The sequence below is a fragment of the Microbacterium limosum genome (genome assembly GCF_036324365.1).
GTDB classification, from domain to species: Bacteria; Actinomycetota; Actinomycetes; order Actinomycetales; family Microbacteriaceae; genus Microbacterium; species Microbacterium limosum.
Genome location: NZ_CP137080.1, coordinates 2,623,936 through 2,649,060, shown reverse-complemented (window position 1 = coordinate 2,649,060; position 25,125 = coordinate 2,623,936). Strand labels below are relative to the sequence as shown.

The following is a 25,125-nucleotide window of genomic DNA, read 5'->3' as shown; positions in this document are numbered from 1 at the left end:
CTATGTGTTGTCAAGTCCGCTCTGCTCGCTGAGGCGGCGGTAGAGCTGGCGGGCTATGTATCGCTTGAGTGAGCGGCGGATTTCCTTGGTGGTGCGTCCTTCGGCTCGTCGGCGTTCGACGTAGGCGCGGGTCGGCGGGTGGTGCGACATTCGGGTCAGCGCGATCGACGATAAGGCTCTGTTCAGACGCCTGTCGCCTCCTCGGTTGAGGCGATGACGGGTGGTGTTTCCGCTCGAGGCGGGCACGGGACTGACGCCGGCGAGCACGGCGAACGCTGCTTCGGAGCGGACCCGGCCGGGGTGTGACCAGGCGGCGATGATCACGGCCGCGTTGATCGCGCCGATCCCGGGCTCGTCGAGCAGGATTGCGGCGTCGCTGGCGGCGACCAGCGCGGTGATCTCGTCACGGTTAGCAGCGAGGTCCTCATCGCAGACGGCAACCCGTCGGGCCAGCCGGATCGCTTCCCGGCGGGCTGTCGCGGTCGCGAGGTCCTCCTGTCGCGTGCGCCAGGACTCGATCGCCGCGAGCTGCTTCTTGGTGAGCGAGGCGCGGGCGTCGATGCCGAGGTCGACCGTTCGAAGCAGCGCGGTCAAGGCGTTGATCGACCTGGTGCGTTCGAGGTTGATGAGGTCGCGGGCGCCGATCAGCACCCGCAGCGCCGCGCGGACTCCCGCGTCCTGACGCGGATCACGGAGGTTGTCGGCATCGACGCCGAGCACGGAGCGGGCGATCAGTTCCGCGTCGATCTCGTCGCTCTTGCCTCGTCCGCGACGTTCACGTGCCGCTGTCGGGAACGACTCCACGACCCGGTAGCCGGCGTCCTGGCATGCTCTCGCGAGCCGGGCGCCATACGAGCCGACGCCCTCGATCGTTACGAGCACATCGGCCAGCCCGCTGGTGCGCCGAGCGATCCACGCGACCGCGCGTGATAATCCCGCCGGCGTCGTCGGGAAGGTCCGAGTGTCCACTCTGGCGCCAGTGCGCGCGTCGAGCACGGCGAGAGTGTGTGTTCTGGAATGGGTGTCCGCGCCGATGACATACGCGAACGTGTTTGCGACGATGGTCATGGTGACCGTGATCCTCTCCACTGGGTTGACGTCACTGCTGGCGTCGACCCGGGAATGGTCACTTCGAGGCAGGCCTGTAATGGGCCACGACCGCCGTGAACGGTCGGGCAAGCTTCTGATCAAGCCATCGGAGTGGGCAGGGTCGGCGCCGGCACCCACCCGGCCGGACAGATCCTGGGAAAGGCACCCCGCCGAAGCGGGAGGCCAGGCGATTCAAGAGTCACGACCAGACGGAGCACCAGCACCCACCCTGCCAGCCGACCCCAGGCCAGCCACTTCAGAGACTTACAGGCGATTCAAGGGTGCGCCAGATCGTCCGCAGCCCGGGCGCGGGGACCCCGAGCTCTTCGAGCACCCGGATCGTGTCGGCCTTCGACGTCGGCTCGACCACTCGGGCCAGGACGAGCTTCATGAACGTGTCGTCATCGACGGCGGTGTCGAACCCGATCCGCCGGTACGTGGTCTCGAGCAGTTCCCACAACACCCGGGATCGGGAACCGACGACGGTCGGCGCCACCCCGGTCGGCGCGGTCGGGGTCAGCGCGTCCAGGTCGAACGCGAGCTGACCGGCGGTGATCCGCTCCTTCGCGGTCTGCACTAGCGCCGCCAACTGCGCGTCGTCATGAGCGGAGCCGATGTGCTCCACGATCGTGCGGACACCGCGATGCTTGCGTGCGATCTGCACCGCCGTCGCACCCGACGACGTGCGCACCTTCCGCACGAACAACCCCACCGAGCGAGTCTAGATCGATGCCGTTAGTGCCCCGCGCGGGCACCAGCACCCCCGAAAAATCAACGATCCCGAGCCCTCGAGACGCCGATCACGCGAAAGTGGCACGAGTCAGGTCGGAGCACTCACCGGCCCCAGACCGGCCCAAGCTGCCGTCGCGGCTGACGAATCAGCACCCTCTCCGGGCGTTTCGACTCGCATCGCTCGCTACGGGCCGGGGGATCGCAGCCTGGTTCGCGGGATTGCAAATCGGCTCTCATCGGGGAAAAGCAAAACCCCCGCCATGTAGAAGCTAGGCGAGGGTTTCTGGGACCGTTGTAATGACGATCCTTGTGGCTCCGACGGGCGTCGATCCCGTGACCTCACGATTTTCAGTCGTACCCCTCGTCGTCGACCTCGAGAGGCGCGGTGGTGAGGCGCATCAGCTCGTCGGCGTCGGATACGGCCGTGCGCAGCCGGCTCACGACCGTCGCGAGGTCGTCGGAGGCGAGGATGCCGTAGCGGTCGAGCGTGCCGATGGGTGCGATCCCGGCGAGCTGCCAGAGCGAGAGCACCGGGTCGTCGGAGAGCTCCTCGTCGGGCGACCACGGCACGTCGACGAACTCGGTCGCGGTGACGAGGAGGCGGCGCACGTCGCGCTCCGCGGCATCCCGTTCCGCCCGCAGGTCCTCGTCCCAGGCGAGGGCCGGGACCTCCCTCACGCGGGCCCGGGGGTAGGGGTCGTCGTCCTCCCAGCCGACGACGTCGAAGCGGTCGCCGCCGACGGCGGCGAGGAGGATCGACTCTCCCACGTCGCGGTGTCCGCGGATGTGCGCCATCGTGCCGCGGGTGAAGCGCTGGTCGCCGCCGCCCACCTCGCCGCCCCGCTCGATGAGGACGACGCCGAACGCGCCGTCGGCTGCGGAGACGTCGTCGAAGAGTCGCCGGTAGCGGGGTTCGAAGATGCGCAGCGGCAGCGGCATGCCGGGCAGCAGGGCGGACCCCAGCGGGAACATCGGCAGCACCGGCATGACAACAGCGTGCCACCGTCGAGGCGGGGTCAGGCCGGATCGATGCGAAGAACGCCGGCGCTCTCGCCGGCGGCCACGTCTTCGACGAGACGCAGCGACCGGGCGAGGTCGTCGACCGCGCCGCGCACCGTGCCGAACCGCGCACGGTCGCTGCACACGGCGGTCACCGTCACGAGGTGCGTGCCGGTGTCCCACGTGTAGGTCGCGAACGGCGGCGTGCGCTCGTCGGGCGGAAGGTCGACCACCAGCCGTTCGCCGACCCCCAGATACGTTCCGCGGAAGGTCTCGGTGTCGTCGTACTCCATCGGCATGCTCGCGCGCGCCGCCCGTACCTGCGGCGTGGCCTCCTGCACCTGCGCCATCACGACGAGCAGCTCCGGATCGCTCTTCCACACCCAGACGAGCACGCGACCGGCCGCGCGGCGCATGAGCAGCGGGGCAGCCTGGCTCATCGCCCAGGCCGCGATCCCCGAGCCCGGCCGCTCGGGGGCGCGCATCGCGCGGTTCGCCTGGCCCAGCAGCATCCCGATCGCCGCCTTGCGATGCCGCCGGCCGCGCAACCCCAGCGACCCGGTGACGGGGACCCACCGCTCGCGCGGGGCATCGGCCTGCAGTCTCGCCATTCCCCCAGGGTAGGGCGGATGCCTGGGCCCGCGGTGTGGGCGCACCCGCCCCGCCTCCCGGGTCCGCGCGAACCCCTCGGGTAGAGTGACTGCTCGCGTGCACGTGAGACGCCCCCCATCCGCCGCACAGATTGGCAGCCCCCCGTGAGTTCGTCCGAGACCCACGGCGCCGACCGCGAGTCCGACGCGCCCGTATCGCCGCGCGCCGAGGCGGATGCCGCGTCATCCGCACGGCCTCTCACGATCGTCATGGGCTGCGACACGTTCGCGCCCGATGTGAACGGTGCGGCACGCTTCAGCGAGCGCCTGGCCGCCGGTCTCGTCTCGAAGGGGCATGACGTGCACATCGTCGCCCCGAATCAGCGCTACCGCCGTCAGGCGCCCGGGCCGGAGACGATCGAGGGCGAGCAGGTCATGGTCCACCGGCTGCCCGCCGTGCGATGGCCCCCGCACGACTGGCTCCGCTTCGTCTGGCCGTGGCGCTCCAAGCACTACGCGCGCCAGGTGCTCGACGCCGTCAAGCCCGATGCCGTGCACATCCAGTCGCACATCGTCATCGGGCGGGGCCTCGCCCGCGAGGCGCGCAAGCGCGGCATCCCGGTCGTGGCGACCAACCACGTGATGCCCGAGAACATCCTCGATCACACCACGCTGCCCCCGGCGCTGCACGACCTCTTCGTGAAGCTCGCGTGGGACGACGCCGCCCGCACGTTCGCGCTCGCCTGCGCGGTCACGACGCCGACCCGCAACGCCGCCGACTTCCTCGAGCGGGCGATCGACATCCACGGGGTGCTGCCCGTCTCCTGCGGCCTCGACGCCGGCAACTACCTCCCCGACCTGACGCCGCGCGAACGCCACCGCGTGCTCTTCGTCGGCCGGCTCACGCGCGAGAAGCAGATCGACCTGCTCCTGCGGGCCGTCGCCCAGCTCGATCCCGGGCTGAAGACCGAGGTCGACATCGTCGGCGGAGGCGATCAGCGCAAGAACCTGGAGCACCTGGCGGAGGAGCTGGGGCTCGCCGACCGCGTGACGTTCCACGGCCGCGTCGACGACGACGAGCTTCGCCGCATCTACAGCCGTGCGAGCGTCTTCGCGATGCCCTCGATCGCCGAGCTGCAGTCGATCGCGACGATGGAGGCGATGGCGTCGGGCCTGCCCGTCGTCGCCGCCGACGCCATGGCGCTGCCCCACCTCGTGCACGACGGCGAGAACGGCTATCTGTTCGACCCGGCGAGCGCCGACGACCTCGCCGAGAAGCTCGCCGCGGTGCTGTCGGCGGATGCCGATCGGTTCCGCCAGATGCAGGAGGCCTCGCTCGAGGGCGTGAAGATCCACGACATCCAGCGCACGCTGCGCACGTTCGAGGATCTCTACCGCGGCCAGCCCGTCGGGTCGTGACGACAGACGCGGCCGATCGGGGGCGCTCCGGGGACGGCACGCCCCGCCGCGTCGCGCTCGTCTGCGACTACTCGCTCGACTACCTCGGCGGCGCGCAGAGCGCGTTCCTCGACGAGGCGACGCTGCTGCGCCGGGCCGGTCACAACGTGCTGCTCATCGCTCCCGAGCCGGCGGATGCCGAGGCATCCTGGCTGCGCGAGTGGCGTGGCATCGGCGGCGCCGATGCTCTCGTCCCGGCCCGCGTGACCCTGCCGGGGGTCGATCTGCCCGTGATCCGCAACACCGCCGGGCTGCGCTCCCGCCTCGCGCAGCACCTTGCCGACCACGGTGTCGAGGTCGTGCACGTGCACTCGGAGTTCGGGCTCTCCGCCGCGGCGATCAGCGCGGCGCGCCGGCGGGGTCTTCGCACGGTGCAGACCGTCCACACCTTCTTCTGGCAGGCGCCCGTGCCGCGGGGGGCGGGCCGCGTCGCGGCGGCCGCGGTGCGGATCTTCGCCCGCTGGCTGCGCGGATTCCCCTCCTCACGCGCCGCGCTCGCCGGGGCTCCCCTCGACTCGGCCCTTCGGGGGCTGACCCTCGCCACCGGTCAGCGGGTGGATGCCGTCGTGTCGCCCTCGGCGCACCAGGCCGTGCGGCTCCGCGAGGCGGGCCTCGCCGACGTGCGCGTGGTGCCGAACGCCGTGGCGCTTCCCGACGCGGCCGCCGAGCCGCTGACGTCGGTGGACGCTCCGCTGCGGATCGTCTGGGTCGGGCGTCTCGTGCCCGAGAAGAGGCTGATGGAGTTCGTCGCCGCGATCGCCGAGGCATCCCGCCGTCTTCCCGGCGGCTCGCTGTCGGTCGACGTCGTGGGCGAGGGGCCGCTGCGCGCCGAGGGCGAGCGGGCGGCCGAGGGGCTGCCGGTGCGCTTCCACGGACGGCTCGATCGCGGCCGGGTGCAGGAGCTCATGCGGCAGTCGCACGTGGTCGCGCTGTCCTCGTACGGATTCGACAATCAGCCGGTGACGATCGTCGAGGCGCTGCACGCGCGGCGCGGCGTCTTCTACGTCGATCCGGCGCTGACCGAGGGTGTCGACGTCGCCGGCCTGCGCGCCGCCGGCCCGGAACCGGAGGCGATGGCGGAGATGCTCATCGCGCTCGTGCAGGACCCGGCACGCGTCGTGCTCGCGTCACAGCGTGCGGCCGACGGCGCGCGGGAGTTCGACCCCGAGGTTCACGTCGCGCGACTTCTGGGCGTGTACGCGGGTCGCCGCGGACTCTGACGCGACCGGTTCGGATCGGGTCCGGTCGGGGATGCGGGCGCGGTCGGTCGGCACGCGGCGGTAGCCGTCGGTGAGGAGGAGATGCACGGTGCCGGCGATGCCGGTGAGAGCGGCGAGGGCGAGGAAGCTCATCAGCAGGATCATGGCAGTCACGCTACGATGAGCGGATAACTGCCACGAGTGGCAGAGTAGACGTTGTTCGTAGGAAAACTGCCACTGATTCCGGGGGTGCGATGAAGACGGTCGCCGTCGTGGTGCAGGAGGGCTTCTCGCCCTTCGAGTTCGGGCTCGCGTGCGAAGCGTTCGGGCTCGACCGCTCCGACGACGGCATCGCGCCGTTCGACTTCCGCATCTGCGCCGCCGAGCCCGGCCTCGTCGCGTCGAACCTCGGCTTCTCGATCACCGTCGAGAACGACCTGTCGTTCGCGGCCGTGGCCGACCTCGTCGTCGTCACCCCCGTCCCGCGGGCGACGTGGGCGATGGCCGACGAGCGGGTATGCGAGGCCGTGCGGGGCGCGGTCGCGCGCGACGCCTGGGTGCTGAGCGTGTGCAGCGGCGCGTTCGTGCTCGCGGCATCCGGGGTGCTCGACGGGCGGCGGGCGACGACGCACTGGCGCTACGCCGAGACGATGAGCGCGATGTACCCGGAGATCGAGGTGGATCCCGACGTCCTCTACGTGCAGGACGGCAAGATCATCACGAGCGCCGGGACGGCTGCGGGTCTCGACGCGTGCCTGCACCTGCTGCGACAGGAGCTCGGTGCCGAGGTGACCAATGTCATCGCGCGCCGGATGGTGGTGGCGCCCCAGCGGGACGGCGGGCAGGCGCAGTTCATCGCCCGGCCGCTGCCGAGGGTGACCTCGCTCTCGCTCACCCCCGTCGCCGACTGGATGCTCGAGAACCTGCGCCACGACCTGACGGTGGAGCAGGTCGCGGCACGTGCGCACATGTCGCCGCGCACATTCGCCCGCAGATTCAAGGCCGACTTCGGGGCGACCCCCGCCGCCTGGCTCGCGCGGCAGCGGATCATCCACGCCCAGCGCCTGCTGGAGACGACGGACCTGGGGCTCGACCGGATCGCGCAGGACTGCGGCTTCGGATCCGCGGCGGTGCTGCGCCAGAACTTCACCCGGATGCTGGGGACGACCCCCACGGCGTACCGGGCCACGTTCGCCGCCTGACCCCGGGGGCGGACCGGGGCTGTGCGCCGTGGCTGCGACAACATTCCGGTGGGATGCGGGGTGAGCCGGCCGTCCGCCGCCCCGGCGGCCGCTCCGCGCCGATGCATCCGGAATGTTGTCCTGGCGCGGGGTGGGCCCCGACGCCCTGCGCGCCCCGTGGGGGCATTGGCGTCGGCGTCCGGGCAGTGTTAAAGTTGAGCCAATAAGGCTCAAGTTAGACGTGAGCCCGAGGATCTCTCGAGAACGGACGACCATGCAACCAGGCCAGCAGCCGCAGGAGGAGCAGCAGAGCGCCCTCGAGCAGTTCGGCATCAACCTCACCGAGCGCGCGAAGCAGGGCAAGCTCGACCCCGTCATCGGACGCGACGCCGAGATCCGGCGCGTCAGCCAGGTGCTCACGCGCCGCACGAAGAACAACCCCGTGCTGATCGGCGAGCCCGGCGTCGGCAAGACCGCCGTCGTCGAGGGCCTCGCACAGCGCATCGTCGCGGGCGATGTCGCGGAGTCCCTCAAGGACAAGGAGCTCATCACCCTCGACATCTCCGCGCTCGTCGCCGGGGCGATGTACCGCGGACAGTTCGAGGAGCGGCTCAAGAGCGTGCTCAAGGAGATCACCGAGTCCGAGGGTCGCGTCATCACCTTCATCGACGAGCTGCACGTGCTGATGGGCGCGGGCGGCGGGGAGGGCTCGGTCGCGGCATCCAACATGCTCAAGCCGATGCTGGCCCGCGGCGAGCTGCGCCTGATCGGCGCGACGACGCTCAACGAGTACCGCGAGTTCATCGAGAAGGATGCCGCGCTCGAGCGCCGCTTCCAGCAGGTGTACGTCGGCGAGCCCAGCGTCGAGGACACCGTCGCGATCCTGCGCGGGTTGAAGGAGCGGTACGAGGCCCACCACAAGGTCGCGATCGCCGACGCCGCGCTCGTGGCCGCGGCATCCCTGTCGCACCGGTATATCCCGAGCCGGCAGCTGCCCGACAAGGCCATCGACCTCATCGACGAGGCTGCGTCGCGGCTGCGCATGGAGATCGACTCCGCGCCGCTCGAGATCGACGAGCTGCGGCGCCACGTCGACCGGCTGAAGCTCGAGGAGCTCGCGCTGAAGAAGGAGAAGGACGACGCCTCGAAGGAGCGGCTTGCCAAGCTGCGCGAGGACCTCAAGACGCAGGAGGCGCGCCTCGGCGAGCTGCAGGAACGGTGGGAGCACGAGCGTGCGTCGCTGAACCTGGTCGGTGACCTCAAGACGCGTCTCGACGCCGCGCGCGTGGACGCCGAGCGCGCCCAGCGCGAGGGCAACCTCGAGAAGGCGTCGCGGCTGCTGTACGGCGAGATCCCCGCGCTGGAGCGGCAGCTCATGGAAGCCGAGCGGGCCGAGTCCAGCGAGGACCGCATGGTGAACGACCAGGTCACCGACGAGGACATCGCGAACGTCATCGCGGCGTGGACGGGAATCCCCGTCGGGCGGCTCCTGCAGGGCGAGACGGAGAAGCTGCTGCACCTGGAGGCCGAGCTCGGCAAGCGCCTGATCGGGCAGAAGGATGCAGTGAAGGCCGTCTCCGATGCGGTCCGTCGCTCGCGCGCGGGCATCAGCGACCCGAACCGCCCCACCGGCTCCTTCCTCTTCCTCGGCCCCACCGGTGTCGGCAAGACGGAGCTCGCCAAGGCGCTCGCCGAGTTCCTCTTCGACGACGAGCACGCCATGGTGCGCATCGACATGTCCGAGTACGGCGAGAAGCACTCCGTGTCGCGGCTCGTCGGCGCCCCTCCCGGCTACATCGGTTACGAGCAGGGCGGCCAGCTCACCGAGGCCGTGCGGCGCCGCCCGTACTCGGTCGTGCTGCTCGACGAGGTCGAGAAGGCCCACCCCGAGGTCTTCGACGTGCTCCTGCAGGTGATGGACGACGGGCGCCTGACCGACGGTCAGGGCCGCACGGTCGACTTCAAGAACGTCATCCTGATCCTCACGTCCAACCTCGGCTCGCCGATCCTCATCGACCCCACGCTCTCCCTCGAGCAGAAGCGCGAGGCCGTGCAGGGGCTCGTGCGTCAGGCGTTCAAGCCCGAGTTCATCAACCGGCTCGACGACATCGTCATCTTCCAGGCGCTCACGCAGGACGACCTGGCGCAGATCGTCGAGCTCGCGGTGGATGCGCTCCAGCGCCGCCTGCACGAGCGTCGGCTGACGGTGGCCGTGACCCCCGATGCACGCGCCTGGCTCGCCGAGCGCGGGTACGATCCCGTGTTCGGGGCTCGGCCCCTGCGGCGGCTGATCCAGTCGGAGATCCAGGACCGCCTCGCGATGGCGATCCTCGCGGGCGGCGTGCGCGACGGCGACGTCGTGCGGGTGGATGTCGCGGCCGACGGCACGTCGCTGGTGCTGACGAGCGACGGGCCCGCGGCCCCGGCATCCGATCCCGGCGACAGCGACGACGTCATCGAGGCCGAGCTCATCGAGGACTGATCCCCGCCGCGACCCCGGACCGCGTCGGGCACCACTTCTGCGACGAAACACCAGCCGACGGACGGTGCCTCGACGCAGAAGTGGTGTTTCGGCGGGCGGGCGGGCCGGACGCGGGGCGGCGGTAGGGTGGCCGGGTGATCGATGGCGCGGGCGGGGCGGATGCCGTGGCCCCGGCATCCTGCGTATGAGAAGCGCCGCGGCGCTCTGGCGCTCGTGCCACCCGGGCCCCACGCTCGTCGTCTCGGTGCTGTCGCTGCTGCTGGGTCTCGCGGCGGAGGCGACGCCCACCGCGCTCGCGCTGCTCGTAGGATCCGTGTTCGCGGGCCAGCTCTCCATCGGCTGGTCGAACGACGCGATCGACGCGGGCCGGGATCGCGCCGTTGGCCGCATCGACAAGCCGATCGCGCGCGGCGAGATCGGTGTGCGCACGGTGTGGATCGCGGCAGTGGGGGCCGTCGCGGCGGCGCTCATCCTGTCGGCGCTGCTCGGCCCCGGCTTCCTGATCGCGCACGGGGTGTTCCTCGTGTCGGCGTGGTCGTACAACGTCGCGCTCAAGCGCTCGGTGCTCTCGCTGGCGCCCTTCCTGCTGAGCTTCGGGCTCTTCCCCTCGCTCGCCACCCTCGCGACGGATCCCGCTCGCGTGGCCCCGCTCTGGGCCTGGATCGCCGGCGCCGCCCTCGGCGCGGCCGTGCACCTGACCAACGTGCTGCCCGACCTCGACGACGATGCGCGCACCGGCATCCGCGGCCTGCCGCACCGGATCGGCGCCCGGGCCTCGGTGGTCGCGGCGTTCGCAGCCGTGGCGATCGGGGCGCTCTCCGTGCTTCTCGGCGGCTGGATGCTGCAGCCGGCCCCCCTCGCGGCCGCCGTATCGGTCGTGGGATGCGTCCTCGTGCTCGCCGTCGCGGCGGCGGGACTCGTGCGCGCTCTGCGCGCGCCCGACCGGACGGTGTTCCGCCTCGTCATGGTGTCGGCGCTGCTTCTGGCGCTCCAGCTCGCGGCGACGAGCGCCGGTCTCTGACGCGCGCGTAACTACCCGGGGTCGAGGCCCATGGAGTATGCCCGCGCGAGCATGTTCGCCGCGGGGGAGTGCAGGATGCCGCGCAGGGCAGCCGTCCGCGCGCGATGCGCAACCGGCCCGGCCGTCCGCCCGATGACCGTGTTGGCCGTTGCGATGCGTGCCGACATCGCGGCGGCGCGGCGGCGACGTCGGTCCCACTCGCGCAGTTCTCCTGCAGGCTCCTCACCCGTGACGATCCAGCTCGCGAGCAGCGGGGCGAGGGTGGCGGCGTCGATGAGGCCGAGGTTCATGCCCTGGCCGCCGATGGGGCTCACCTCGTGGGCGGCGTCTCCGATCGCGACGACCCTCCCCCACCGCATCCGCGGCACGAGCGCCCGCCGCACGCCGAACGCGGCGGCGGTCGAGACGGCGGACGCCGCGTCCGCGGAGCCCGTGCGGCGGGTGATGGCGTCGCGCAGCCACCCCGTGGGTTCGGCCTCGGCATCCGCCGGGGACCGCCACGCGACGAACCGGCGCATGCCCCCCGGCAGCGGGAACGACTCCAGCACGCCCTCGGGGTGCAGATGCACGACCGCCGTCGTGCCCTCTCCCGTCGCATCGGGCGCGTCCGTCATGACATAGCGGTCGGGGTAGGCGCGGATCCGGGTCGACGCGGTCAGCGGCGTGATCGCCCGCCCCGCCGAACCGGTCGCCACCACGACGATGCGTGCCGTCTCCTCCGTCGTCACGTCCCCGCGCCGCAGGCGAAGCCGCACCGCCTCGGGACCGCCGCGAACGCCCTCGACGGTGCACCCGCGCACGACGGCCGTCGCTCCCCAGGAGGCGGCGGCCTCCGCGAGGGCGTCCTCCGTGCGGGACTGCGGGAGGGTTGCGACGTACGGATGACGAGCTTCGAGCCGGTCGAAGCGGACGACCCCGAACGGCCGCGCGGCCCGGGCCTCGCCCCGGACGACCCGGATGGCGGACGACAGGATGCGGGCCGTGGCTCCGGACGCCTCGAGCGCGTCGAGGGCGGCCGGATGCACGCCGACGGCCCGGCTACCCGGGCCCGGCTGCGCGCGCCGCTCGATGACGGTCGCCTCGACGCCGAGCCGCGCGAGCTCCGCCTGCAGGAGGGTGCCCACGGGCCCCGCCCCCGCGATGACGACGTCGTGCACGGTCAGTGCCCGGTTTCGCTCACCGCGAGCAGGCGGAACGCCGCCGGGCGCTCGACGCGCCAGCCCTCCGGAAGCACGCCCTCCAACTCGAAGGCCGTGTAGCTGCGGCGGATCGACCGCAGCCCGTCCGTGCGCAGGAAGCTTCCCGGCGCCAGGGGCGTGACGCCGATCGCGTACCCCGCGTAGGCGAGGGCGGAGCGATGGATGTCGGAGTGCAGGCTCACCCCGCGCGAGAGCACACGGGAGTCGGCGAGCACCGCCGCCAACTCGCTCCGGCTCAGGTGGTGGAGCAGGTGGTTCGAGACCACGACGTCGAAGGCGTCGCCCCGGGCGGCGAGGTCGCCGCTGTGGCCGAGCATGTATTCCACTCCGCGCATGGATGCCGCGCCCCGCGCGACGCTCAGGCTGCGGTCATCCGGATCGAGTCCGAGCCCCGTCACCGCGAAGCCGTCGGCGCGGGCGCGGGAGACGATTCCCCGCAGCACGTCGCCGGCGCCGCAGCCGATGTCGAGGATGCGCGCCTCGCCCCCGCCCCGGGCGATCAGCCGTGGCCGGATGTGTCGCCGATAGACGCCGCCCCATCCGGCCACGAGTCGATTGATCAGCGCGAAGCGCTCCAGGGTGCGGCGCAGACGGATCGCGTCGCAGTGGGGATCGTCCATGAGCTCGCGCAGATCCCCGTCGCGGCGCGCGAGGGACGGGGCGATCATGCGGCGAAGCCGGTGCCGACGGCTGCGAGCGTCTCGGCGTGCACGGGTGCGGGTACGCGCGCCCGCAGCAGGGCCGACTCGACCGTGAGGCCCGGACCGAACGCCACCCCCATCACCCGATCCTCATCGCGCAGGCGCTCGTCGCCCAGCATCCGCTTCAGGATGAACAGCACCGTCGCCGACGACATGTTGCCGTACTCGCGCAGCACGTCGCGCGAGTGCTGCAGCGCGGCCGGCGACAGCGCGAGAGACGACTCGACACGGTCCAGGATGCTGCGCCCGCCGGGGTGCACGGCCCAGGCGTCGATGGGCGCGTCCGCTCGCGCGAGCAGCGGGTCGAGAGCGGCGCGCACCTCGCGGCCGATGACGCGCGGCACCTCGGCGGTCAGGGTCATCTCGAACCCGTGGTCTCCGATGACCCAGCGCATCTCGTCCTCGCCCTCCGATGTCAGGGCCGTGCCGAATCCGCCGAGCTCGAGAGTGCGGGCATCGGGTGCCGGTGCGGCGGAGACGACCGCGGCCGCGGCGCCGTCGGCGAAGACGGCGGACGCGACGATCTGCTCCGGGTCGCTCGAGACGCGGAGGTGGATCGTGCAGATCTCGCCGCACACGACGAGAACGACGGCCGACGGGTCGGCCGCGCAGATGCGCGACGCCGAGCGCAGGGCGGGGAATGCGGCGGCGCATCCGACGAAGCCCAGGTGGTCGCGCTCGACCGTGGGCGCGAGGCCGAGGTCCTTCACGAGCCGGAAGTCCGGGCCCGGGGCGAAGAAGCCCGTGCACGACGCGGTCACGACGTGTGTGACGGCGGATGCCGGCATCCGCGCCTGCTCGAGCGCCTCCCGGGCGGCGCCGGAGAACAGCGCCGGGGCCTCGCGGATGTAGACGTCGTTGCGCGCACCGGTGAGGGGCGCGTGCACGGCGCGCGAATCTCGATCCACGAATGCCGAACCGCCCGCGACGAGCTCGGGGAGCACGGTGTGGCGCGTGTCGATCGCGGACTGGTCGAATGCCGCTCCGATGAGCCTCGAGGTGAGGCGATCGGTGCCGGGCTGCGCCAGGAAGAGGTCGCGCACGTCGTTCTGGGTGATGACGGTGGGCGGCGTCGCGGTGCCGATGCCGAGGATGTGGGCGGGCATGCCTCAGAGTAACCGTGCGTCGGCCGTGGCCGGGTCGGGTTGACAGGGGCGGAAGTCGGAGAGAACTTCACATCGTCGCGGCGGCCCGCGCGCGGCGGCCACTGCGTAGCGTCGGGGCATGGACATCTCGACGGCCGACCTGTACGACGAGCGCGGTGAGGCGCTGGATTCCCTCCCGTTGCAGCTCCAGGACGCCGGGGGCCGCGCGGCCTTCGGCGGACCGGTGCGCACGGTGCGCTGTCACCGCGATAACGCGCTCGTGAAGGAGGTCCTCGCGTCGCCGGGCGGGGGAGCGGTGCTCGTGATCGACGGCGGCGGATCGCTCGAGTCGGCGCTCGTGGGGGACGTCATCGCCGCCTCGGCGGTGCGCAACGGGTGGGCGGGGATCATCGTGCACGGAGCGATCCGCGACCGCGCGGCGATCGGGGCGCTGCCGATCGGTGTCAAGGCGCTCGGATCGAATCCGCGCAGGAGCGCCAAGGAGGGCGCCGGCGAGGTCGACGTTCCCGTCACGATCGCGGGGGTCACGTTCCGGCCGGGCGCGCGCGTCTGGGCCGACGCCGACGGCGTGCTCGTCGAGCGCTGACCGAGGGGTCGCGGTCCTGCGGGGGAGCGCACACTCTCTGGACACGGGCGGGGACGAGGAGGAGCCTGTAGCGGGGAGCGGAACTCGAGGAGGAATCCATGTTCACCACGACGCAGCCATTCAGCAGTTTCTCGGTCGACGACGTCCCCGCCGCCCTCGCCTTCTATCGCGACGTCCTCGGCTTCGACGTCGAGGAGATGCCCGAGATGGGACTCGATGTGCGACTCGGCGGCGACGCCCACATCTTCATCTATCCCAAGGACAACCACGAGCCCGCGAGCTTCACGGTGCTGAACATCCCCGTCTCGAACATCGACGAGGCGGTCGACGAGCTCAACGGCAAAGGGGTCGCGACCAAGATCTACGACGACGCCGATCTGCCGACCGATCGGAAGGGCATCAATCGCGACCTCGGCCCGGCGATCGCGTGGTTCCTCGACCCGGCGCGCAACGTGATCGCGGTCATCGAGATGGACTGACCGGACGAGGGATGCCGGGGACCCGGCACCCCTCGTCCGTCGCGATCTCAGCCGCGCAGTGCGTCGACCAGCTTGACGCGCGCCCCCATGCGCAGGAGCGAGTTCTGGTAGATCTTCGCTCCGACGAGGATGGCTGCCACGCACGTGAGGATGAGGATCGCGAGCGAGATCAGGGCCTCCCACCACTGCGCCTCGCCCAGGTACAGCCTCATCGGCATCCCGACCGGCGCCGAGAACGGCACGTACGACATGATCGTCAGCACGAGCGGGTTGTCGTTGAAGAAGATGACGAGGAAGTACGGCGCCATCACGAGCATGATGAGCGGCGTCGTGGTCGAGCCGACGTCCTCCTGACGCGACACCATCGCCGCGGCGGCCGCGAACAGCGACGCCAGCAGGATGAAGCCGAAGAGGAAGAACACGGCGAACCAGGCGATCGGCCCCCCGAGCCCCTGCAGCACCGCGCCCTGATCGGTGACGGTCAGGCCCACGATCGCGATCGCCGCGAGCACCACGATCTGTCCCATGGCGAGGATCGTGTTGCCGATGACCTTCCCGGCGAGGAGGGCGCGGGTCGGGATGGCGGAGATGAGGATCTCCACGACGCGGGTCTGCTTCTCCTCCACGACGCTCTGCGCGATCGTCCCCCCGAAGGTCGATGCGGCGATGAGGAAGACGATGCCGAAGGCGAGCGCGACGAAGTAACGCAGCGCGCCGTCTGTCTGGTCGGGGTCGAGCAGTTCGACCGGGGGAGCCTGCGAGAGCATGAGGAGCAGGCTCGTCGGCGCCTCGCTCTCGGCGACGAGCGCGAAGCCGACGGGCGAGGCGGAGTCGCCCACGAGCGCGGCGTCGACCGTCCCTTCCGTCACGAGCTCCTCGGCCGCCGCGCGGTCGGGCACCTCCGTCACCTCGAGGCCCGCGATCGACGACACCGCGGCGGGCGCATCGGCGGTCACGGCGACGGGGATGCCGGAGGTGTCGCGCGCCTGGAACCCGCCCCAGACCACGGCCGCGAGGGCCACCAGGAAGAGGAAGGCCGTCGAGATGACGAAGGCCTTCGACCGCAGCTTCGAGCCGATCTCGCGCTCGGCGACGAGCCACACGCTCTGCGCGGTCGAGGGGGCCGTGGGGCTCGACGCCCGCGTGGGGGTGGACGCGGTCACTGGATGACCTCCTTGAAGATCTGGGCGAGGGTCGGATGCTGCGGCGCGAAGCTGGCGACGTCGCCGTTGTCCACCGCGCGGCGGAGCACGCGCTGGGCGGTGGCGTCGTCCTCGACGTCGAACAGCGCATACCCGCCGTCGAAGTCGGTCACGGTGACTCCAGGCTCGTCCCGGAGCCAGCCGGCGTCGGTGCCCGACACCAGTTCGTAGCGCCGCGAGCCGTGCTCGGCGCGCATCGCATCGCGGGCGCCGGCGGCGCGCACGGTGCCGCCCGCGATGATGACGAGGTCGTCGCAGAGGCGCTCGACGACGTCGAGCTGGTGCGAGGAGAAGAGCACCGAGACGCCCTGGGCGGCCCGCTCCTGCAGCACCCCCGCGACGACGTCGACGGCGAGCGGGTCGAGCCCGGAGAAGGGCTCGTCGAGGATCAGCACCTCGGGATCGTGCACGAGCGCGGCGGCGATCTGCGCGCGCTGCTGGTTTCCGAGCGACAGCGTCTCGACGAGGTCGTTCAGCCGCTCCCCGAGCCCGAGGCGCTCCAGCAGCGCGCGGGCGCGCGCCGCGGCATCCGACGCCGAGAATCCGTGCAGGCGCGCGAGGTAGGTGATGTGCTCGTGCACCTTCATCTTGGGGTAGAGGCCGCGCTCCTCCGGCATGTACCCGAAGCGGCGCCGATCCGCCGCGGTGAGCGCGGCGCCGTCGAGGGTGACCTCGCCGGCGTCGCGCGCGAGCACGCCGAGCACGATGCGCATCGTCGTGGTCTTGCCGGCCCCGTTCCCGCCGACGAAGCCGGTGAGGCGGCCGGGTACGACGTCGAAGGTGATGTCGTCGAGCACCCGCCTTCCGCCGTAGCTCTTCGTGATCCCGCTCAGCCTCAGCATCCGTGGTCCTCTCGTTCGGTGCGTGTCCTTCACGCTACGGAGGGAGGGGCCCGGCCCGCCTCCCTCCCGGGAGGGGTCTTCCGGCCTCCCCCGTGGGGGGAGACGCAGGCCGGCCCCGCCGACCGCACCCGATCGATGCGCGGGAATCGACGGCGTCATCATCGTCACCCCCGAGTACAGCCGCTCGATCCCGGGCGTGCTCAAGAACGCCCTCGACTGGTCGGCCCGCCCCTACGGCCAGGCCTCGTTCGCCGGCAAGCCCACGGCCGTCATCGGCACCTCGCAGGGGCCCATCTCCACGGCGGCTGCGCAGCAGCACCTGAAGGCGATCCTGAGCCACTACAACGCACCCGTGCTGGGCCAGCCCGAGGGCTTCATCCAGTACGTCCCCGGCGTCTTCGCCGAGGACGGCGAGGTGACCAACGAGGGCACCGCCGCGTTCCTCGTCTCCTACCTCGACGCCTTCGCGACCCTCATCGACCGCTACGTGCCCGTCGAGGAGCGCGCCTCGGTCGCGGCCTGACGCTCCACGCCCCACGTGGGCGCGGGGAATGCGGGGTCAGTCCCCGACGACGCCGTGGCGATGCGCCCACACGACCGCGGCGACCCGGTCGCGCGCGCCGAGCTTCTGCAGCACGTTCGACACGTGCGTCTTGACCGTCGCCTCGCCGATGTAGAGGCGGGCGGCGATCTCGCCGTTGCTGAGCGCCGCAGCGAGCAGGCGCAGCACCTCCGTCTCGCGCTCCGTCAGCCCCGCCACCGGGGTGGCCGTGGCGGCGCGGACCGCTGTCGCGGTGCGGGCGTGCGCGGCGGGCGAGGCGGGGGGAGGGGATGCCGCGGCGAAGCGTGCGATCACGCGCCGCGTGACCTCGGGCGCCAGCAGCGCGTCGCCCGCCGCGACGATCCGCACGGCCGCCACGAGCTCCTCGGGCCCGGCGTTCTTGAGCAGGAAACCGCTTGCGCCGGCCTCGAGCGCGCGGAAGAGGTAGTCGTCGCGGTCGAAGGTCGTCACCACCAGCACCGCCGGGCCCGGCTCCGGGGCGGCGACGATGCGGCGCGTGGCCTCGAGCCCGTCGAGGTCGGGCATCTGCACATCCATGCAGATGACGTCGGGGCGGAGGGACCGGGCCGCGTCGATCGCCTCCGCGCCGGTCGCGGCATCCCCGACGACCTCCATGCCGGCGGCCTCCAGGATCATGCGGAATCCCGCGCGCATGACGGCGTGGTCGTCGGCCAGCAGCACGCGGATCGCGCTCATGAGGGCCTCCTCGACCCGGCGACGGGCGCCGCGTCCTCCCGCTCCTCCGGACCGCTTCGCCCGGACACCGGGATGCGTGCTCGTACGAGGTAGCCCCCGCGCGAGCGGGGCCCCGCCTCGAGCGTGCCCCCCGAGGAGGCCGCGCGCTCCCGCATGCCGACGATCCCCAGCCCGCCGGGGCGCGCCGGCGCGACGCGGCCCGAGTTGGTGACCTCGAGCTCGACGGAACCCGGGTCATACCGCAGCCGCACGTCCGCCGCGGCATCCGGCCCGCCGTGGCGTCGTGCGTTCGTGAGGGCCTCCTGCGCGATGCGGAAGAGGTTCACCTGCACGACGGCGGGCACCTGAACGGCATCGCCGAGCAGCGTCAGCGTCGTGGGCAGGCCCGTCTGCGTCGCCCTCTCGACGAGGGCCGGCAGGGCGTCGAGGCCCACGGTGGATGCCGCGACCTCGCCGTCTGCGTCGATCGTGGGATCGTCGGGGCTGCGCAGGGTGCCGAGCAGGTGCCGCAGGTCGCCGAGCGCCTCTCGCGCCGAGGCCTCGACGCCGGCGAGTGCGGACCGTGCGGCATCGGGGTTGCGATCGAGCACGGACCTCGCGGCCCCCGCCTGCACGCCCATCGCGGAGACGTGGTGGGCCACGACGTCGTGCAATTCGCGGGCGATGCGCAGTCGGTCGAGCGCCACCGCCTGCGCCGCGGTGACCTCCCGCTCCCGCTCCAGCTCGGCCGTGCGCTCCTCGAGTGCCAGCCTCTCCAGCGCGGCGGCGTAGGCGCGGTCGCCCATGTAGTAGGCGCCCCCGAAGAACAGCCCGTTGATCAGGAACTGGATGAGCATGAACGCGACGAAGGGGGAGAAGACGCCGGCGCGCGAGAAGTCGCCCTCCGTGGGGGCCGTCGCCGCCTGGAAGGTGGTCACGAGCAGCCACGCGAACATGCCCGCGATGAGCAGGACGCGCACGAGCATCGCACGACGGCGGTCGGCAACCCACGCCCCCACCGTGTAGATGGCGATGAACACCGCGATGTTGCCGACGTAGATCTCGGGGATGCGGAAGGTGACGGCGACGAAGTACAGCACCGAGACGACGACCGCGACCGTGCATGGGAATCGGCGGCGCACCGCGAGGGGCGCCGTGAGGGCGGCGGCATAGAGCAGCGCCCAGCCCAGGTCCGCCTGGCCGTCGCCGTACAGCTGTGCGACGGACGAGAGCCCGGCGCTGACGATGGCGCCCACGAGCAGCGCGCCCGCCAGGAGCGCGTCGGCGCGCAGGTCGCGGGCGTCGGGCGCCGGCCTGCCGGTGGTGGGGGAGTTCGCGCTCATCCCCCCACGGTAGGCCCCGTCCGCCCGCCCCGCCTCCGCCGAAGGGGGGATGCCGGGCGGGGGTCGTCGCCGACGTGCGTGGGCTTCACGGACAACGGCAGTCAGCCGAAGATCATCGGCACGTCGTCGTCCTCGTCCGGTGCGGCCGTATCCAGGTCGACCACGACGGGCACGTGATCGCTCGGGGCGTCGCCCTTGCGCTCGTCCCGATGGATCGCGGCACCCGTGACCGCGTCGGCGAACGCCCGAGAACCGAGGATGAAGTCGATGCGCAGGCCCTGGTTGCGGGGGAAGCGCAGCTGCTTGTAGTCCCAGTAGGTGAATCCGGTCGGCACGAGCGGGCGCACGACATCGGCGAGACCGGCGGCCTCGAGCGCGCGGAAGGCGTCGCGTTCGGGCTCGGACACATGCGTCGACAGCCCCGGCACGATCGTCGGGTCGCCGTTGTCCTCGTCCGTGGGTGCGATGTTGAAGTCGCCCGTCAGCGCGAGGGCCAGATCGGGCGTGCGGGCGAGAGCGTCGCGGGTGTACTGGGCGAGGGCGCCCAGCCAGTCGAGCTTGTAGACGTAATGCGGGTCGCCCAGGCCCCGGCCGTTCGGCACGTACAGGCTCCACACGCGCACCCCGCCGACGGTCGCGCCCATCGCCCGCGCCTCCTGCGGCTGATCCGGACCCTCATGCCCCTTCGCGAATCCGGGCATGTCCGGGAACGCCAGCTCGACGTCTTCGAGCGGCTCGCGGCTGGCGATCGCGACGCCGTTCCACTGGTTCAGCCCGTGCGCCTCGACGTGATACCCCGCCTCCTCGAAGGCGGCGAAGGGGAACTGCGCGGGCGTGCACTTGATCTCCTGCATCGCGAGGACATCGATCCCCTCGCGCTGGGCGAAGTCGACGATGCGCCCCACGCGGGCGCGGATGGAGTTCACGTTCCAGGTGGCAAGACGCATGCATCCAGCCTATTTCTCGCCTCGCCGTAGACTCGCCGTGTGACCGCAGCCTCCACGCCCGAGCTCGAAGCCGACCGCCAGTCCCTCATCGCCCTCATCGGCGCCGAGGCGGTGTTCCACGGAGACTTCACGCTCTCGAGCGGCAAGAAGGCGTCCTACTACGTCGACATGCGCAAACTGACGCTCGATCACCGGGCGGCGCCCGCCATCGGACGCCTCATGCTCGATCTCATCGCGGACATCCCCGACGTGGCATCCGTCGGCGGTCTCACCCTCGGCGCCGACCCCATCGCCAACGCCGTCATGCACGAGTCGGTGCGCACGGGCCGCCCGCTCGACGCGTTCGTCGTGCGGAAGGAGCCGAAGGATCACGGACGCGGGCGCCAGATCGAGGGCGCGGATGTCGCGGGCAAGCGCGTCGTCGTCGTCGAGGACACCTCCACCACCGGCCAGTCGGCGCTGAAGGCCGTCGAGGCGCTGCGCCGGGAGGGTGCCGACGTCGTCGCCGTCGCCGTGATCGTCGACCGCAAGACGGGGGCGCAGGCCGCCGTCGAGGCGGAGGGCCTGCGCTGGCTCGCCGCGATCGACCTCGACGACCTGGGCCTCGCACCGCAGTAGGGACCGCGCGGCATCCGCGCTGCCCGTCTGCTCTCGCGGTGGATGCTCCGGGGCAGGTTGCGTGCAATGGGGCAGGACAGAACCTGCCCCATTGCACAGAACATGCCCCGATCAGCAGGGCCGGGCCTGGACGGGTTCAGTCCCGTCCGCGGCCGCGCCACCACACGACGACCCACGCGACGAGCGTGCCGGTCAGGATGATCGCCGAGGCGGCGAAAAGCAGGTCGCGCTGATCCATGGGCGTCTCGCTAGAGGACCTCGGGAAGCTCCGACTCGGCGGGCTCGTCGGCGAGCAGTTCGGCGACCGAGTCGAGCACCTCGTCGGGGCGGAACGGGTAGCGCTCGATCTCCGCGGTGTCGCTGATCCCCGTCAGCACCAGCACGGTGTGCAGGCCGGCTTCGATGCCCGCCACGATGTCGGTGTCCATGCGGTCGCCGATCATGCCCGTCGTCTCGGAATGCGCCCCGATGCGGTTGAGTGCGGAGCGGAACATCATGGGATTGGGCTTGCCGACGACGTACGGCTCCTTGCCGGTGGCCTTCGTGATGAGCGCGGCGAACGCGCCCGTGGCCGGGACGATGCCCGCGGGGGTGGGGCCCGTGGCATCCGGATTGGTCACGATGAAGCGTGCGCCGGCGTTGATGAAGCGGATCGCCTTCGTGATCGCCTCGAACGAGTACTGACGCGTCTCGCCGACCACGACGTAGTCGGGCTGGGACTCGGTCATGATGTATCCGGCTTCGTGCAGAGCCGTCGTGAGGCCGGCCTCGCCGATGACGAACGCCGTGCCGCCCGGGAGCTGGGAGCGCAGGAAGTCGGCCGTCGCGAGCGCCGACGTCCAGATGCGATCCTCCGGAACGTCCAGCCCGGATGCTCGCAGCCGCGCGCTCAGATCGCGGGGCGTGAAGATCGGGTTGTTCGTGAGCACCAGGAAGGGGGTGCCGGCGTCGCGCCACTGCGCGAGCAGTTCGGCGGCGCCGGGCACCGGACGGTTGTCGTGCACGAGCACGCCGTCCATGTCGGTGAGCCAGCATTCGATGTCGGAGCGGGAGCGCTTGTGCAGGGCGGGAGTGCGACCTTCGGGCATGGCCTCAGCTTATTGCGCGGCGCGCCCCGTAGTGTCGGTGCAGTGAGCGCCGCACGAGCGGGCTGGGACCCGCGGAACCTCCCGTCGCAGCACGGCCGCGTCTTCCTCGTGACGGGTGCGAACGCGGGGCTCGGATACTTCTCGTCGGAGCAGCTCTCGCGCGCGGGCGCCCACGTCATCATGACCGGCCGCAACCCCCACCGCCTCGCCGACGCCCGCGCGGCGTTGCGGCGGCGCGTCCCCGGCGCGTCCGTGGAGACGATGCTGCTCGACACGAGCAACCTCGGATCCGTGCGAGCGGCCGCGGCATCCGTGGGGGCCCGCGACAGGCTGGACGGCGTGCTGCTCAACGCGGGCGTCGTCCATCCTCCGCGCGAGCGCAGCGTCACCCAGGACGGCAACGAGGTGGTGTTCGCCACGAACGTCCTCGGGCACTTCGCGCTGGCCGGAACGCTCCTGGGCCCCCTCGCCCGCGCCGGCGCGGGGCGGCTCGTGTGGCTCGGGAGCATGTCCACGTCGATGTGGCGGTACGATCTCGCCGACCCGCAGCTGGAACGCGACTACTCCCCGTGGCGCGCCTACGTGCAGTCCAAGATCGCCACTCAGGCCCTCGGCGTCGAGGCCGACCGCCGGCTGCGTGCCGCCGGTTCCCCCGTCTCCAGCATCGTCGCGCACCCCGGATACTCCGTCAGCGGGCGAACCGTCGGCATCGCCGGTGTCAACGAGCCCACGCGCACGGGCCGGTTCGTCGACAACCTGCAGGCCGCGCTGACACAGTCCAAGGAGCACGGGGCGTGGTCGCCCGTTCGCGCGCTCATCGATCCCGACGTCGAGGGCGGCTCGGCGTGGGGACCGGCCGTCGTGACGAAGGGGATGCCGCGGCGCGCGCGCCTCGTCTCGGCCACGCGCTCGCCCGAGGTGGGGGCGCGGCTCTGGGCGTTCTGCGAGGAGACGGCCGCCGTCCGCTGGCCGTGACGGTGCGGCTCAGGCGCTGAGCCACACGATGCGCGCGGCGCCCTCGGGCAGCGACAGCATCCCCGCGGGTGCGTTCACCCTCGTCGCGTCGACGACCGAGACGACCATGCCCACCTCGACCCCCGCCGTCTCGACCGCGCGCAGCATCGCCGGATCGCGGTCGCTCACCCGCAGCACCCGGCCTTCGTGACCCGGGGCGGCGTCGGCGAGCAGGACGAAGTCCTCGCGCTGCACGCCACCCGCGGCATCCGGGATCGCATCGCCGTGGGGATCGAAGCGCGGGTGACCCAGGCGGGCGTCGATGCCGGTGAGGAGGCGGTCGCTGATGGTGTGCTCGAGCACCTCCGCCTCCTCGTGCACCTCGTCCCATGTGTAGCCGAACTCGCGCACGAGCCAGGTCTCGATGAGCCGGTGGCGCCGCACGACGGCCTTCGCCCGCGCCTCGCCCTCGGGGGTGAGCGACACGGGGCCGTACGGGCGGTGGGTGACGAGCCCCTGCGCGGCGAGCTTCTGCACCATCTCGGTGACCGACGATGGGGCGAGGCCCAGCTCGGCGGCCAGCTGCGACGGCGTGATGCGACGCTCCTGCCACTCGGTGTGGTGATAGATCGTCTTCAGGTAGTCGTCGGTCACGGGGCTCGCGGGTGCCACCGGTTCAGGGTACCCGCGTCGCTCAGGCGCCGGTGAAGACGAGCCAGAGCAGCACGCCGTTCAGGCTGATGAGGAAGACGGATGCCGCGACGCCCGCCGCCGTGGTCCAGGCGCGATTGCGGTAGCCCCCGAGGGTGCGCCGCTGCGCCGTCAGCACGACGAGCGGGACGAGGGCGAACGGGATTCCGAACGAGAGGACGACCTGGCTCAGCACGAGCGCGAGGGTCGGGTCGAACCCGATTGCGAGGATGGCGAGGGCGGGCAGCAGGGTCACAAGGCGTCGTGCGAGCAGCGGGATCCGCACGCGCAGCAGACCGTGCATGATCTCCGCGCCGGCGTACGCGCCGACCGATGTGCTCGCCAGCCCGCTCGCGAGGAGGCCGACGGCGAACAGCGTCGCGACGACCGGACCGAGCCCCGCGTCGAGCGCGGCGTACGCACCCTCGAGGCTGTCGGTGCCGGGCACGCCCGCGAGGTTCGCGGCGGCGAGCAGCAGGATGCAGAGGTTGACGGTCCCCGCGACGACCATCGCGATCGAGACGTCCCACCGGGTCGCGCGCAGCAGCCGGAGGGTTCCGACCCCCCGCAGCCGCTCGAGCTCGGCGGCGTCGCGGCGCGCCCCGGCGGCGCGACCCCGGTCCGCGCGGGGGGCGAAGCGGTCTCGTGCGAGCGCCGAGTGCGCGTAGATCGCGTGGGGCATGATCGTGGCACCGAGGATCGACGCGGCGAGCAGCACCGAGCCGGTGTCCTCGAAGCGGGGGACGAGCCCGGAGGCGATGCCCGCGGCATCCGGCGGCCCGACGAAGACTCCGGCGACGAAGCCGACGGTGATGATCGCCATCAGGCCGATCACGACGTTCTCGAAGGGGCGCGGCCCGCGGCGGGACTGCACGAGCAGCAGCGCGATGGACACGAGCCCCGTGATCACCCCGCCCCACACCAGAGGGATGCCGAAGAGCAGGTACAGCGCCACCGCGCCGCCGATGACCTCGGCGATGTCGGTCGCCATCGCGACCAGCTCGGCCTGCAGCCAGTAGGCGCGACGCGGCCACCGACGCCGGATGCGGCGGCCCAGCACCTCGGGCAGGCTCTCGCCCGTGACGATGCCCAGCTTGGCGGAGAGGTACTGGATCAGCCAGGCCATGACGTTGCCCACGACGACGACCCACACCAGCAGGTAGCCGTACTGGGCGCCCGCCGTCATGTTGCTGGCGACGTTGCCCGGATCGAGGTAGGCGACGCCCGCGACGAGGGCGGGACCGATGAGCCACGCGAGCCTCGGCGTGCTCAGGGCGCCACGCGGTGTCTGAGGAGCAGTGGCGTCGTCGACGACGACGGTGTCTTTCGGCATGCCGAAAACATACCGGATGTTTCGGGCGACCGAAATATCCGGTAGCGGC

25 protein-coding genes and 1 pseudogene are annotated in these 25,125 nt (G+C 71.8%); 10 read left to right on the top strand and 16 right to left on the bottom strand.

Annotated elements, in window-relative coordinates; all coding sequences use genetic code 11:
• The 4 genes and pseudogenes from RYJ27_RS12745 to RYJ27_RS12730 all read right to left on the bottom strand — a co-directional run bounded on the left by RYJ27_RS12745 (position 1) and on the right by RYJ27_RS12730 (position 3,431).
• Positions 1–1,068, bottom strand: coding sequence for an IS110 family RNA-guided transposase (locus RYJ27_RS12745; protein ID WP_061873125.1), 1,068 nt, complete (start codon positions 1,066–1,068; stop codon positions 1–3).
• 298 nt (positions 1,069–1,366) lie between these two features.
• Positions 1,367–1,801, bottom strand: a pseudogene (locus RYJ27_RS12740) (IS1634 family transposase); the annotation flags it as partial.
• Between the two features lie 368 nt (positions 1,802–2,169).
• Positions 2,170–2,808: an LON peptidase substrate-binding domain-containing protein gene (locus tag RYJ27_RS12735; protein WP_330170665.1), complete on the bottom strand. Its 639-nt coding sequence runs from the start codon at positions 2,806–2,808 to the stop codon at positions 2,170–2,172.
• Positions 2,809–2,837: 29 nt separating this feature from the next.
• Entirely contained in the window at positions 2,838–3,431 is a 594-nt protein-coding gene (locus tag RYJ27_RS12730) for a hypothetical protein (RefSeq protein WP_330170664.1), read from the bottom strand.
• Between the two features lie 249 nt (positions 3,432–3,680).
• Between RYJ27_RS12730 and RYJ27_RS12725 the strand changes: the two genes are divergently transcribed.
• Together RYJ27_RS12725 and RYJ27_RS12720 are read left to right on the top strand one after the other, a co-directional pair.
• Positions 3,681–4,829 carry a glycosyltransferase gene (locus RYJ27_RS12725; protein WP_330172059.1) on the top strand — a complete coding sequence of 383 codons (1,149 nt, stop codon included), beginning with the start codon at positions 3,681–3,683 and terminating at the stop codon, positions 4,827–4,829.
• On the top strand, positions 4,826–6,088 hold the full coding sequence (locus tag RYJ27_RS12720; protein ID WP_330170663.1) for a glycosyltransferase family 4 protein: 1,263 nt from the start codon (positions 4,826–4,828) through the stop codon (positions 6,086–6,088). The genes RYJ27_RS12725 and RYJ27_RS12720 overlap by 4 nt, the downstream gene beginning before the upstream one ends.
• Here RYJ27_RS12720 and RYJ27_RS12715 read toward each other — a convergent pair.
• Complete coding sequence (locus RYJ27_RS12715) at positions 5,996–6,241, bottom strand: hypothetical protein (RefSeq protein WP_330170662.1); 246 nt, start codon at positions 6,239–6,241, stop codon at positions 5,996–5,998. The genes RYJ27_RS12720 and RYJ27_RS12715 overlap by 93 nt on opposite strands.
• An 80-nt stretch (positions 6,242–6,321) precedes the next feature.
• On the opposite strand from RYJ27_RS12715, the gene RYJ27_RS12710 reads away from it, so the two are divergent.
• The 3 genes from RYJ27_RS12710 to RYJ27_RS12700 all read left to right on the top strand — a co-directional run bounded on the left by RYJ27_RS12710 (position 6,322) and on the right by RYJ27_RS12700 (position 10,751).
• Positions 6,322–7,269 carry a GlxA family transcriptional regulator gene (locus RYJ27_RS12710; protein WP_330170661.1) on the top strand — a complete coding sequence of 316 codons (948 nt, stop codon included), beginning with the start codon at positions 6,322–6,324 and terminating at the stop codon, positions 7,267–7,269.
• Between the two features lie 253 nt (positions 7,270–7,522).
• Positions 7,523–9,730, top strand: coding sequence for an ATP-dependent Clp protease ATP-binding subunit (locus tag RYJ27_RS12705; RefSeq protein WP_330170660.1), 2,208 nt, complete (start codon positions 7,523–7,525; stop codon positions 9,728–9,730).
• A gap of 184 nt (positions 9,731–9,914) precedes the next feature.
• Positions 9,915–10,751, top strand: a complete 837-nt coding sequence (locus tag RYJ27_RS12700) for a UbiA family prenyltransferase (RefSeq protein ID WP_330170659.1) — start codon at positions 9,915–9,917, stop codon at positions 10,749–10,751.
• Positions 10,752–10,762: 11 nt separating this feature from the next.
• On the opposite strand, the gene RYJ27_RS12695 is transcribed toward RYJ27_RS12700, so the two are convergent.
• Genes RYJ27_RS12695 through RYJ27_RS12685 form a run of 3 tightly spaced genes read right to left on the bottom strand, consistent with a single transcriptional unit; the run spans position 10,763 to position 13,757 of the window.
• Complete coding sequence (locus tag RYJ27_RS12695) at positions 10,763–11,908, bottom strand: FAD-dependent oxidoreductase (protein WP_330170658.1); 1,146 nt, start codon at positions 11,906–11,908, stop codon at positions 10,763–10,765.
• A gap of 2 nt (positions 11,909–11,910) precedes the next feature.
• Positions 11,911–12,618 (bottom strand): methyltransferase domain-containing protein, encoded by a 708-nt coding sequence (locus RYJ27_RS12690; RefSeq protein WP_330170657.1) that lies wholly within the window; start codon positions 12,616–12,618, stop codon positions 11,911–11,913.
• Positions 12,615–13,757 carry a type III polyketide synthase gene (locus RYJ27_RS12685; RefSeq protein ID WP_330170656.1) on the bottom strand — a complete coding sequence of 381 codons (1,143 nt, stop codon included), beginning with the start codon at positions 13,755–13,757 and terminating at the stop codon, positions 12,615–12,617. The genes RYJ27_RS12690 and RYJ27_RS12685 overlap by 4 nt, the downstream gene beginning before the upstream one ends.
• Before the next feature lie 118 nt (positions 13,758–13,875).
• On the opposite strand from RYJ27_RS12685, the gene rraA reads away from it, so the two are divergent.
• Together rraA and RYJ27_RS12675 are read left to right on the top strand one after the other, a co-directional pair.
• Positions 13,876–14,343: a ribonuclease E activity regulator RraA gene (rraA, locus tag RYJ27_RS12680; RefSeq protein WP_330170655.1), complete on the top strand. Its 468-nt coding sequence runs from the start codon at positions 13,876–13,878 to the stop codon at positions 14,341–14,343.
• A gap of 98 nt (positions 14,344–14,441) precedes the next feature.
• Positions 14,442–14,822, top strand: a complete 381-nt coding sequence (locus tag RYJ27_RS12675; protein WP_330170654.1) for a VOC family protein — start codon at positions 14,442–14,444, stop codon at positions 14,820–14,822.
• Positions 14,823–14,869: 47 nt separating this feature from the next.
• Here RYJ27_RS12675 and RYJ27_RS12670 read toward each other — a convergent pair whose 3' ends face one another.
• Together RYJ27_RS12670 and RYJ27_RS12665 are read right to left on the bottom strand one after the other, a co-directional pair.
• Positions 14,870–15,985: an ABC transporter permease gene (locus tag RYJ27_RS12670; RefSeq protein ID WP_330170653.1), complete on the bottom strand. Its 1,116-nt coding sequence runs from the start codon at positions 15,983–15,985 to the stop codon at positions 14,870–14,872.
• Positions 15,982–16,866 (bottom strand): ABC transporter ATP-binding protein, encoded by an 885-nt coding sequence (locus RYJ27_RS12665; protein ID WP_330170652.1) that lies wholly within the window; start codon positions 16,864–16,866, stop codon positions 15,982–15,984. The genes RYJ27_RS12670 and RYJ27_RS12665 overlap by 4 nt, the downstream gene beginning before the upstream one ends.
• On the opposite strand from RYJ27_RS12665, the gene RYJ27_RS12660 reads away from it, so the two are divergent.
• Positions 16,844–17,389, top strand: coding sequence for an NADPH-dependent FMN reductase (locus RYJ27_RS12660; RefSeq protein WP_330170651.1), 546 nt, complete (start codon positions 16,844–16,846; stop codon positions 17,387–17,389). The two genes, RYJ27_RS12665 and RYJ27_RS12660, sit on opposite strands and share 23 nt — an antisense overlap.
• Before the next feature lie 36 nt (positions 17,390–17,425).
• Here the strand turns inward: RYJ27_RS12660 and RYJ27_RS12655 are convergent, their stop codons facing one another.
• The 3 genes from RYJ27_RS12655 to RYJ27_RS12645 form a co-directional block, all read right to left on the bottom strand.
• Positions 17,426–18,124, bottom strand: coding sequence for a response regulator transcription factor (locus tag RYJ27_RS12655; RefSeq protein WP_330170650.1), 699 nt, complete (start codon positions 18,122–18,124; stop codon positions 17,426–17,428).
• Complete coding sequence (locus RYJ27_RS12650) at positions 18,121–19,446, bottom strand: sensor histidine kinase (RefSeq protein WP_330170649.1); 1,326 nt, start codon at positions 19,444–19,446, stop codon at positions 18,121–18,123. Before RYJ27_RS12650 ends, RYJ27_RS12655 begins: the two co-directional genes overlap by 4 nt.
• A 101-nt stretch (positions 19,447–19,547) precedes the next feature.
• Positions 19,548–20,393, bottom strand: coding sequence for an exodeoxyribonuclease III (locus RYJ27_RS12645; RefSeq protein WP_330170648.1), 846 nt, complete (start codon positions 20,391–20,393; stop codon positions 19,548–19,550).
• A gap of 39 nt (positions 20,394–20,432) precedes the next feature.
• Here RYJ27_RS12645 and pyrE point away from each other — a divergent pair, with 39 nt between their 5' ends.
• Positions 20,433–21,011 carry an orotate phosphoribosyltransferase gene (gene pyrE / locus RYJ27_RS12640; RefSeq protein ID WP_330170647.1) on the top strand — a complete coding sequence of 193 codons (579 nt, stop codon included), beginning with the start codon at positions 20,433–20,435 and terminating at the stop codon, positions 21,009–21,011.
• A 248-nt stretch (positions 21,012–21,259) separates the two neighbouring features.
• Here pyrE and RYJ27_RS12635 read toward each other — a convergent pair whose 3' ends face one another.
• Complete coding sequence (locus RYJ27_RS12635; protein WP_330170646.1) at positions 21,260–22,099, bottom strand: HAD-IIA family hydrolase; 840 nt, start codon at positions 22,097–22,099, stop codon at positions 21,260–21,262.
• Between the two features lie 42 nt (positions 22,100–22,141).
• On the opposite strand from RYJ27_RS12635, the gene RYJ27_RS12630 reads away from it, so the two are divergent.
• Positions 22,142–23,074 (top strand): SDR family NAD(P)-dependent oxidoreductase, encoded by a 933-nt coding sequence (locus RYJ27_RS12630; protein ID WP_330170645.1) that lies wholly within the window; start codon positions 22,142–22,144, stop codon positions 23,072–23,074.
• 9 nt (positions 23,075–23,083) lie between these two features.
• On the opposite strand, the gene RYJ27_RS12625 is transcribed toward RYJ27_RS12630, so the two are convergent.
• A complete protein-coding gene (locus RYJ27_RS12625) occupies positions 23,084–23,725 on the bottom strand; it encodes a metal-dependent transcriptional regulator (protein ID WP_330170644.1) in 642 nt (213 codons plus the stop codon).
• A gap of 22 nt (positions 23,726–23,747) precedes the next feature.
• Positions 23,748–25,076, bottom strand: coding sequence for an Nramp family divalent metal transporter (locus tag RYJ27_RS12620; protein ID WP_330170643.1), 1,329 nt, complete (start codon positions 25,074–25,076; stop codon positions 23,748–23,750).
• Positions 25,077–25,125 lie beyond the last annotated feature (49 nt).

Bases quoted from the DNA above. Each gene is read 5' to 3' on its own strand.
- RYJ27_RS12675 (WP_330170654.1), top strand. From the start codon at position 14,442: ATGTTCACCACGACGCAGCCATTCAGCAGTTTCTCGGTCGACGACGTC.
- RYJ27_RS12735 (WP_330170665.1), bottom strand. From the start codon at position 2,808: ATGCCGGTGCTGCCGATGTTCCCGCTGGGGTCCGCCCTGCTGCCCGGC.
- RYJ27_RS12700 (WP_330170659.1), top strand. From the start codon at position 9,915: ATGAGAAGCGCCGCGGCGCTCTGGCGCTCGTGCCACCCGGGCCCCACG.
- RYJ27_RS12725 (WP_330172059.1), top strand. From the start codon at position 3,681: ATGGGCTGCGACACGTTCGCGCCCGATGTGAACGGTGCGGCACGCTTC.
- RYJ27_RS12665 (WP_330170652.1), bottom strand. From the start codon at position 16,866: ATGCTGAGGCTGAGCGGGATCACGAAGAGCTACGGCGGAAGGCGGGTG.
- RYJ27_RS12645 (WP_330170648.1), bottom strand. From the start codon at position 20,393: ATGCGTCTTGCCACCTGGAACGTGAACTCCATCCGCGCCCGCGTGGGG.
- RYJ27_RS12655 (WP_330170650.1), bottom strand. From the start codon at position 18,124: ATGAGCGCGATCCGCGTGCTGCTGGCCGACGACCACGCCGTCATGCGC.
- RYJ27_RS12620 (WP_330170643.1), bottom strand. From the start codon at position 25,076: ATGCCGAAAGACACCGTCGTCGTCGACGACGCCACTGCTCCTCAGACA.
- RYJ27_RS12745 (WP_061873125.1), bottom strand. From the start codon at position 1,068: ATGACCATCGTCGCAAACACGTTCGCGTATGTCATCGGCGCGGACACC.
- RYJ27_RS12705 (WP_330170660.1), top strand. From the start codon at position 7,523: ATGCAACCAGGCCAGCAGCCGCAGGAGGAGCAGCAGAGCGCCCTCGAG.
- RYJ27_RS12730 (WP_330170664.1), bottom strand. From the start codon at position 3,431: ATGGCGAGACTGCAGGCCGATGCCCCGCGCGAGCGGTGGGTCCCCGTC.
- RYJ27_RS12685 (WP_330170656.1), bottom strand. From the start codon at position 13,757: ATGCCCGCCCACATCCTCGGCATCGGCACCGCGACGCCGCCCACCGTC.
- RYJ27_RS12690 (WP_330170657.1), bottom strand. From the start codon at position 12,618: ATGATCGCCCCGTCCCTCGCGCGCCGCGACGGGGATCTGCGCGAGCTC.
- RYJ27_RS12710 (WP_330170661.1), top strand. From the start codon at position 6,322: ATGAAGACGGTCGCCGTCGTGGTGCAGGAGGGCTTCTCGCCCTTCGAG.
- RYJ27_RS12635 (WP_330170646.1), bottom strand. From the start codon at position 22,099: ATGCCCGAAGGTCGCACTCCCGCCCTGCACAAGCGCTCCCGCTCCGAC.
- RYJ27_RS12650 (WP_330170649.1), bottom strand. From the start codon at position 19,446: ATGAGCGCGAACTCCCCCACCACCGGCAGGCCGGCGCCCGACGCCCGC.
- rraA (WP_330170655.1), top strand. From the start codon at position 13,876: ATGGACATCTCGACGGCCGACCTGTACGACGAGCGCGGTGAGGCGCTG.